Source organism: Hominimerdicola alba, from assembly GCF_900112155.1.
Taxonomy (GTDB): domain Bacteria; phylum Bacillota; class Clostridia; order Oscillospirales; family Ruminococcaceae; genus Hominimerdicola; species Hominimerdicola alba_D.
The window spans coordinates 100,643-108,444 of record NZ_FOKQ01000004.1 but is presented as its reverse complement, the minus strand read 5'-3'; the positions used below and the strand labels follow the sequence as shown (position 1 = coordinate 108,444).

Annotated in this window: 7 protein-coding genes; all 7 read left to right on the top strand. The window is 44.3% G+C overall.

Annotated elements, in window-relative coordinates:
* Positions 1–1,012 (top strand): leucine-rich repeat domain-containing protein (locus BM265_RS03685; RefSeq protein ID WP_143098666.1); only part of this gene is annotated, 1,012 nt, incomplete at its 5' end.
* Positions 1,013–1,178: 166 nt separating this feature from the next.
* Positions 1,179–2,723: a leucine-rich repeat domain-containing protein gene (locus BM265_RS03680; RefSeq protein WP_074960129.1), complete on the top strand. Its 1,545-nt coding sequence runs from the start codon at positions 1,179–1,181 to the stop codon at positions 2,721–2,723.
* Between the two features lie 171 nt (positions 2,724–2,894).
* Positions 2,895–3,545 carry a lysophospholipid acyltransferase family protein gene (locus tag BM265_RS03675; RefSeq protein WP_074960128.1) on the top strand — a complete coding sequence of 217 codons (651 nt, stop codon included), beginning with the start codon at positions 2,895–2,897 and terminating at the stop codon, positions 3,543–3,545.
* A complete protein-coding gene (locus BM265_RS03670) occupies positions 3,529–5,163 on the top strand; it encodes a class I adenylate-forming enzyme family protein (protein ID WP_074960126.1) in 1,635 nt (544 codons plus the stop codon). The genes BM265_RS03675 and BM265_RS03670 overlap by 17 nt, the downstream gene beginning before the upstream one ends.
* A gap of 5 nt (positions 5,164–5,168) precedes the next feature.
* Positions 5,169–6,500: a B12-binding domain-containing radical SAM protein gene (locus tag BM265_RS03665; protein ID WP_074960124.1), complete on the top strand. Its 1,332-nt coding sequence runs from the start codon at positions 5,169–5,171 to the stop codon at positions 6,498–6,500.
* A gap of 1 nt (position 6,501) precedes the next feature.
* Positions 6,502–7,173, top strand: coding sequence for a CDP-alcohol phosphatidyltransferase family protein (locus BM265_RS03660; RefSeq protein ID WP_074960122.1), 672 nt, complete (start codon positions 6,502–6,504; stop codon positions 7,171–7,173).
* Positions 7,170–7,796 (top strand): hypothetical protein, encoded by a 627-nt coding sequence (locus tag BM265_RS03655; RefSeq protein ID WP_074960121.1) that lies wholly within the window; start codon positions 7,170–7,172, stop codon positions 7,794–7,796. The genes BM265_RS03660 and BM265_RS03655 overlap by 4 nt, the downstream gene beginning before the upstream one ends.
* The last annotated feature ends 6 nt before the right edge of the window (positions 7,797–7,802 follow it).

Genomic DNA, 7,802 nt, shown 5'->3' with positions numbered 1-7,802 from the left:
ACTTACATTTGGCGATTTTGAGTACACTCTGCTTGAAGATGGTACTGTTGAGATCGCAAGGTACATCGGTTCTGATACAGAGGTCGAGATACCCGCTGAGATAAATGGTGCGCCTGTAACAAGTATTGGATTCGCCGCATTTGAGGATTATTATGATGATTTTGAAATAACGAGTATTGTTATACCCGATAGTGTTACAAAAATTGATGATAGTGCATTTGAATACTGTTCAAAACTTGAAAGTATCACATTGCCTGAAAATCTGAAATATATAGGTGTAGGTGCTTTCTATAAATGCCTGAGTCTTAAAAGTATTACATTACCCAAGGATCTGAAGAGTATTGAGGGTGGTACTTTTGAAAATTGCAGCAGTCTGGAGAGCATTGACATACCCGATAGTGTTGAGATTATAGGTGATTGGGCTTTTAAAAATTGCTCAGCTCTGAAGAAAATAGTTATACCTGATAGTTTGGAGGAAATCGGATGGGGGGCTTTTTGCAACTGCGGAAAAAACCTTAGAAGTATTACTATCCCTAAAAGCGTGACATACATAGGATATGATGCCTTTAGTGATTACGATGAACCCACAAATACCTACAAGAATTCAATAAATCTTATGATAAATTGCTATATGGATTCATATGCATATCATGATGCTCTTGAAAGCGGCAGCAACTTCAATGTAATTGATGCTGATGGCAGCAAAACAAAATATCCCGAGTTGATAAAGGAAGAGTACAGTTCAAAATACCGTCAGTTCCGCCTGACATGGACAGAAGTTGAAGGTGCTGAGCAGTACGGCATAGCAATAAAGAATGCAGGCAAGTGGAAGGTAGTTGGTATGACCGATGCTGACGTCACGACATATACTTCGCCAAAGCTGACCGCAAAAAAAGAATATATTGTTGCGATATGTGCCAAGATCAACGGCAAATGGGATACGAGCAATCTTAATACTATCTTCTACGATGGCAAGCTTTATGGCAGGACATTTCCCCTTGTTGTAAGGTAATAGCTAATATCCTGTTGACAAACAATTAGTAATAAGCGACATGATTTTTATACTTGTCCCGACGAGGTCGGTGCCACAAAGCACCGCATCCACAGTCGGGATAAGTAATTGTAAAAGTCGGGTTCATGTCGTTTAAATAAATATTTTTATTAGGAGGGTTCATAAAATGAACAACAAAAAGATCGTAGCAGGTCTGCTGGCGCTGACATTCGTACTCGGCGGCGCAGCTCTGCCAAACAAAGTGGTAAGCAACAACGCAGTGATCTTGGCCAGTGCTGAAGAAGAGACAGAAGTACTTACATTTGGCGATTTTGAGTACACTCTGCTTGAAGATGGTACTGTTGAGATCGCAAGGTACATCGGTTCTGATACAGAGGTCGAGATACCCGGAGAAATCAATGGTGCAGCTGTAACAAGCATTGGTGAGAGAGCATTTTACGCAATGTCCAGATTTAATAATGAAGATTATGTTGTAATAGACTATTATGAAAAATTATCTTACGAAACTGAGAGTGAAAAATACAAGAATATTAAGAATATTACAAGTGTTGTTATACCGGGTAGTGTTACTGAGATCAAAGAAAGTGCATTTGAGGGTTGCATAAGTCTTGAAAGTATCACACTACCCCAAAAACTGAAGTATATAGGTAAGAGTGCTTTTTTTGATTGTGAAAATATTAAGAGCATTGTTATACCTGATAGTGTTAAAGAAATCGGCTTTTGGGCATTTTCTTACTGTTTAAGCCTTGAAAGTATCACATTGCCAAAAGATCTTAAGTGTATAGATGAGCACGTTTTTGCCGGCTGTGAAACACTTAAGAATATAGTTATACCTGATGGTGTAGAGAAAATTGAACTTGCTGCATTTGCCGATTGTTGTAATATTGAGAGTATTGTTATACCCGATAGTGTTAAGACAATTGGAAGATATGCTTTCTATGATTGCGATAGTATTGAAAGTCTTGTTATACCCGATAGTGTGGAAATTATTGAGAATGGTGCATTTGAACATTGCAGTAACCTTAGAGATGTTACATTGCCTAAAGGCTTGAAGAAAATAGATGCATTTGTTTTTGCTCATTGCGATTCTCTAAAAGGTATTACTTTCCCTGAAGGAGTGGAGGAAATAGGGGAAAGAGCTTTTGTATACAGCTTAGGCTTAGAGAATTTTGTTATACCTGATAGTGTAAAGACAATAGGAGAATTTGCATTTTCAAACTGTCATAACCTTAAAAGCATTACAATTCCCGCAAGTGTGACCGATATAGGTGACTGGGCTTTTGTAAATAGTGAATCCAGAGTAATATATAGTATGTCTATGTATAAGCCCTCAAAGGATCTTGTAATAAATTGCTGCAAGGATTCAGCTGCACATAAGTATGCTCTGAAAAACGGCAACAACTTCAATGTGATCGATGCTGAAGACAGCAAAACAAAATATCCCAAGCTGATAAATGAAGAATACAATGCAAAATATCGTCAGTTCCGTCTGAACTGGACAGCAGTAGAAGGTGCTGAAGAGTACGGAATAGCTGTTAAACTGGCAGGCAAGTGGAAGGTACAGGCGTACACCGATGCTGATACCACAACATACACTTCGCCCAAGCTGACATCGGGTCAGAGTTATCAGGCTGTTATCTGCGCTAAGGTAAACGGCAAGTGGGATACTTCCGTACTAAACAACAGGGCATTCCCCCTTGTTGTAAGGTAATATTGATAAAAATTTAATATAGCACAAAAGACACTTCCGCTTGAAAAGCAGGAGTGTCTTTTTGTTGGTTTGGTGAATATTATCGGGAAGTTTATGTTATCTATTGACATTCCCCCTGAATCATACTATAATATTTATGAATAAATTATTTCGGTTCGGAGGTCATTCACGGTGGATAAGAGAGTCGTGGTATATAAAGTAATGCGGACGGTTTTCGCACCGCTGTTTTATGTCCTGTTTCAGCCTAAGATAATAGGCAGGGGGAATATCCCGAAAGAGGGTGCGGCGGTCATTGCAGGCAACCACAAGCACGCTCTTGACCCTATCCTTGTGGATATCAGCACTCGCAGGACAGTGCGTACTCTTGCTAAAAAAGACCTGCATGACGGACCTTTCGGCTGGCTTTTCAGGAGTTCGGGCACTATCCCCGTAGATCTCCACGCAAAGCATAATCCCGAAGCCCTTAAAGCCGCTAAAGAAGCCCTTCGCGATGGTGAACTTGTTAATGTTTCCCCTGAGGCAAAACGCAATTATACCGACGAACTGCTGCTGCCTTTCAAATACGGTGCGGCGGTTATGTCTGAGGATATGGGGGCATCTCTTGTGCCCTATGCGATAGTCGGCAAGTACAAGCCTTTCGGCGGGCTGACCATCATATTCGGTAAGCCTTTCAAAGCTCAGGGTGATGCTGAAATGACCAACAGAAAACTCTATAACAGCATCGCTGCACTGCTTAAAAAGGTGATGCCGAAAGAAGAATTACAGTCCAAAAAAATAACCTCTTTTGAAGAATGGAGCAGCAGAAATGAAAAGACATCTTGAATACCCCGATTGCTCGCTGTATCGATATCTTGTCATGACAGCGAAGAAATACCCCGGATATACCGCACTGAACTATTTCGGCAACAAGCTGACATTCCGCCGTCTTATCGGTGAGATAGGCAGAACAGCCCGCGCACTTGCGGCGGCGGGTGTCAAAAAAGGCGACAGCGTATCCGTCTGCCTGCCGAATATCCCACAGGCGGTCTTTCTGTTTTATGCCATAAATAAGGTGGGCGCGGTGGCTAACATGATACACCCGCTCTCCGCTGAAAATGAGATAATCCGCTATATGGAACTCACCGAGAGCAAGTATGTTTTCTTTCTTGATTCCGTTTCGGAGAAAATGAGAAAGGTCTGCATGAGGGTATGCCCCGAAAAGGCTGTGGCTGTTAGTGTCAGCGCCTATATGCCCCCTGTGATACAGGCGGGATATTTTGCTAAGCTGAAAGGCAAACTCCCCGAATATACAGGCTTTGACAGCTGGTCGGATTTTATTGCAGGTGCAAAGAATATAAAGCAAAATATCAATGTTGATTCCGCCCCAGATGATACCGCGGCTATCCTTTACAGCGGCGGAACAACGGGTATCCCAAAGGGCATAATGCTCACCAACCTGAATTTCAATGCCCTTGCTGACCAAAGTATCGACGGCTGCGGCAATCTTTACGCAGGCGAGAAAATGCTTTCGGTAATGCCCGTCTTCCACGGTTTCGGACTGGGAGTGTGCATACATACTATTTTGATACTGGGCGGCACAGCGATAATACTGCCGAAATTCTCTGCGGCTGAATTCCATGAACTGCTTTTCAAATACAAGCCGAATATCATCTCGGGAGTGCCCGCCATATATGAAGCTATGCTGATGAACAAGGACTTCGACGGCAAGGATATGAGCTTCCTGAAAACTGTCATATCGGGCGGAGATTCTCTGTCACCAAGCTCAAAGAAAAAGCTCAATGATCTTCTTGATTCCCACGGAAGCAGAGCCCGCGTAAGAGAGGGCTACGGTCTTACCGAGTGTGTAACAGGCTGCTGTCTTCTGCCTGCATCTTCCGATAAGCTTGAAAGTGTGGGTCTGCCCTATGCCGATACCTTTTTCAAGATAGTTGACACCGAGGGCAACGAACTGCCTGCGGGTGAAACAGGCGAGATAATCCTCCGCGGCACCACGGTGATGAAAGGCTATTACAAAGCCCCTGAGGAGACTGCCAATACCTTGCGTATGCATGAAGACGGCAATATCTGGCTCCACACAGGCGACCTTGGTTATATGGATAAAGATGGATATGTGTACTTCCGCCAAAGGCTGAAGCGCATGATAGTTTCGGGGGGATACAATATCTATCCTCAGAATATCGAAGAGGTCATAAACTCTCACCGCGATGTGGTGATGTGCGCCGTTGTGGGTATTGAAGATCAGATAATGGGCGAAAAAGTAAGGGCATATGTAGTTCCAAAGGAAGGCGTTAATGAGGATTCTCTCCGTGATGAACTAACCGAAATGCTGAAAAAGGATATAGCAGTTTACGCACTGCCGAGAGAGATAAGATTCAAAGAAAGTCTGCCCAGAACACTTGTGGGCAAGGTGGATTATCTTGCGCTGAAAGCTGAGGAGTGATAGCTATGGATAACAGAAAAGTACTGCTGGTCCATCCGGAGATATCCAGAACGAAATATAATTTCGCAGGGATAATCGATAATGAACCTCTTGAACTTGAATATATATGCACTGTCCTGAAAGATGCTGGCTATGAACCCTATATCTGGGACGGTCAGGTTGAGGAACAGCCTTTTGTAAAGCGCCTTGCGGAAGTTTCTCCCCATGCGGTTTACGTCTGCGGAAGAACAAGGCAGGAAAATTTCATGAAAGAATACTGCCGTGCCGCAAAGGATATAGGCTGTATCACCATGGTCGGCGGACTTCACGCACAGCACAACTACAAGCGTTTCTATGAAAGCTATATAGACTTCGTTTTCAGAAGCTTCGATATATATGGTATAGTGGACGTACTTGAAAACAAAGCCCTCGCCGCAGTAAACGGACTTTGTATAAACCGCGGAAACCGCTGGGTGGAGAATGAGGCTGCACCCTTTGATATCAAGCGCCTGCCCCGCCCCGACAGAAGCTATTTCTATGCCCACCCCCGCTACCGCTATCTCGAATTACAGCCCTGCGCCCATGTGAGGACGGCTTACTGCTGTCCCTACAAGTGTAAATTCTGCTACCGCAACAGGCTGAACTGCGGCACTTACTCCGCAAGGGATATCGCAGATGTGGTGGACGAGATAGCTTCCATAGAATGTGAGAACATCTATTTTATCGACGATGATTTCCTTTTCGGTGAAAAGCGCCTTGAAGAATTTATCCGCCTTGTAAAAGAGCGGGGCATACACAAAAAGTACGTCTGTTACGGCAGAGCGGATTTCATATCCAAGCACCGCGACCTGATGGAACGGCTGAAGGAGATAGGTTTCTACTATGTTCTGGTGGGACTTGAAGCCGCTGATGACAAGCACCTTTACCGCTATAACAAAAAGTCCGACCTTTATGCCAATTCTGCGGCGGTGGAGATACTCAACGATCTGGGCATAAATGCCATGGGTATGTTCATAGTCGATCTTGATTTCAAGGCGCGGGATTTCAGGGATATAGCTAAATGGGTGCGCAAGCATAAGCTGAAACACGCGGCTATATCCATATACACCCCCGAGATGAACAGCGAGCTTTACGATGAATACCGAAGCCGTCTCATCACCCGCGACCCGTCACACTGGGACTATCTGCACGTGGTAGCCAAGCCCGCCCATATGAGCGTAAGGCGGTATTATATGCACTACCATATCCTTATCGGCGGACTATTCCTGCGGGCATGGCGACAGGGGATATACGATTTTATCGACTATAAATTCTTTATAGGTTCCATAGTTAAAAATATGTTCAGGTTCGGAGGATAGAATGGGAGAAGTCTATAAAAATCCCGTGAAGAAAATGATACCAAGCAAGCTTGAAACGGGATTTCAGCAGTTTTTATACAAGCACGTGGGACCACATATACCAAAGTCCATGACACCCAACCGGATGACCACACTAAGTGCCGCAGGTGGGATATTCTCCATCGTTATGACGCTTCTGACAAACATTTCATCCTGGTTCTGGCTGGGTACGATAGCGGGTCTTGCAGTGCATCTGGTGGCAGATGACCTTGACGGATTTATAGCCAGATCAAGGGGGCTTTCCTCAAAAGCGGGGGCATATTACGACCTCATGGTGGATATACTTTTTTCAACGTTTTTGCTGATATCCATTGGTCTGACCCCTGCGGCGCATCTTCTGCCCATGGCGCTTGCCGCCCCGCTATACGGCATCATGAATGTCACCATGATGAATTATATCATCTATTTCAATGAATTTCAGTTTCCGCGGCTGGGACCTATCGAAGCCCATATCAGCTATACCGTTGTGGCGATTTGCGCTATGATCTTCAAGGATAGCGAGGTCTTCACCATTTTCGGCAGCGGTGTGACTGTTGTGGATATCATAGCCGTCATCGCCATGATACCCATGTACTACGAAATGATACGCATGATGATAACCCTTTTCAAAAGGCTGGAGGAAAGCCAAAAGTGAGATATATCTACATTGTGCTGATAAAGGCGCATACGGGTCTGGGGAGCATAGCGCGGAAGTTTACACACTATCCCTACACGCATATAGCTGTGTGCCTTGATAAGTCCCTGACGGACTATATCAGCTTTTCCAGAAGATACCATTATTATCCCTTTGAAGCGGGCTTCACCCATGAGTACCGTGATTATTACGCATTCGGCGAACACTGGGACTACGGCGTGAAAGTTTTCCGACTTCCTGTGGAAAACGATGCTTACGCCGATATCCTTACCTTTATAAAAGACCGTGAAAGCGGGGGATATCTCTTCAATGTGTACTCAATGGCGACCATGCCCCTTATCGGCGGATTCAGGATAGCGGGGGCTGAAAACTGCATGAGTTTTACCGCACAGGTGATCGAAAAAAGCAGGGCAGTCAGCCTTGCCAAGCCCTACTGGAGATACTCCATAAAGGATATAGATGAACTCCTCATGAAATATCAATATTTTCAGGGCAAGATCAGCAAACGTCCCTGCGACAGACATGATGAATATATGCAGAAATTCTGTATGAAGCGATATCTCCGTGGCATGGGGAAACTTCTTATCCCACTGACAAAACGACTTTTCACTAAGCGTATTTGACACGAA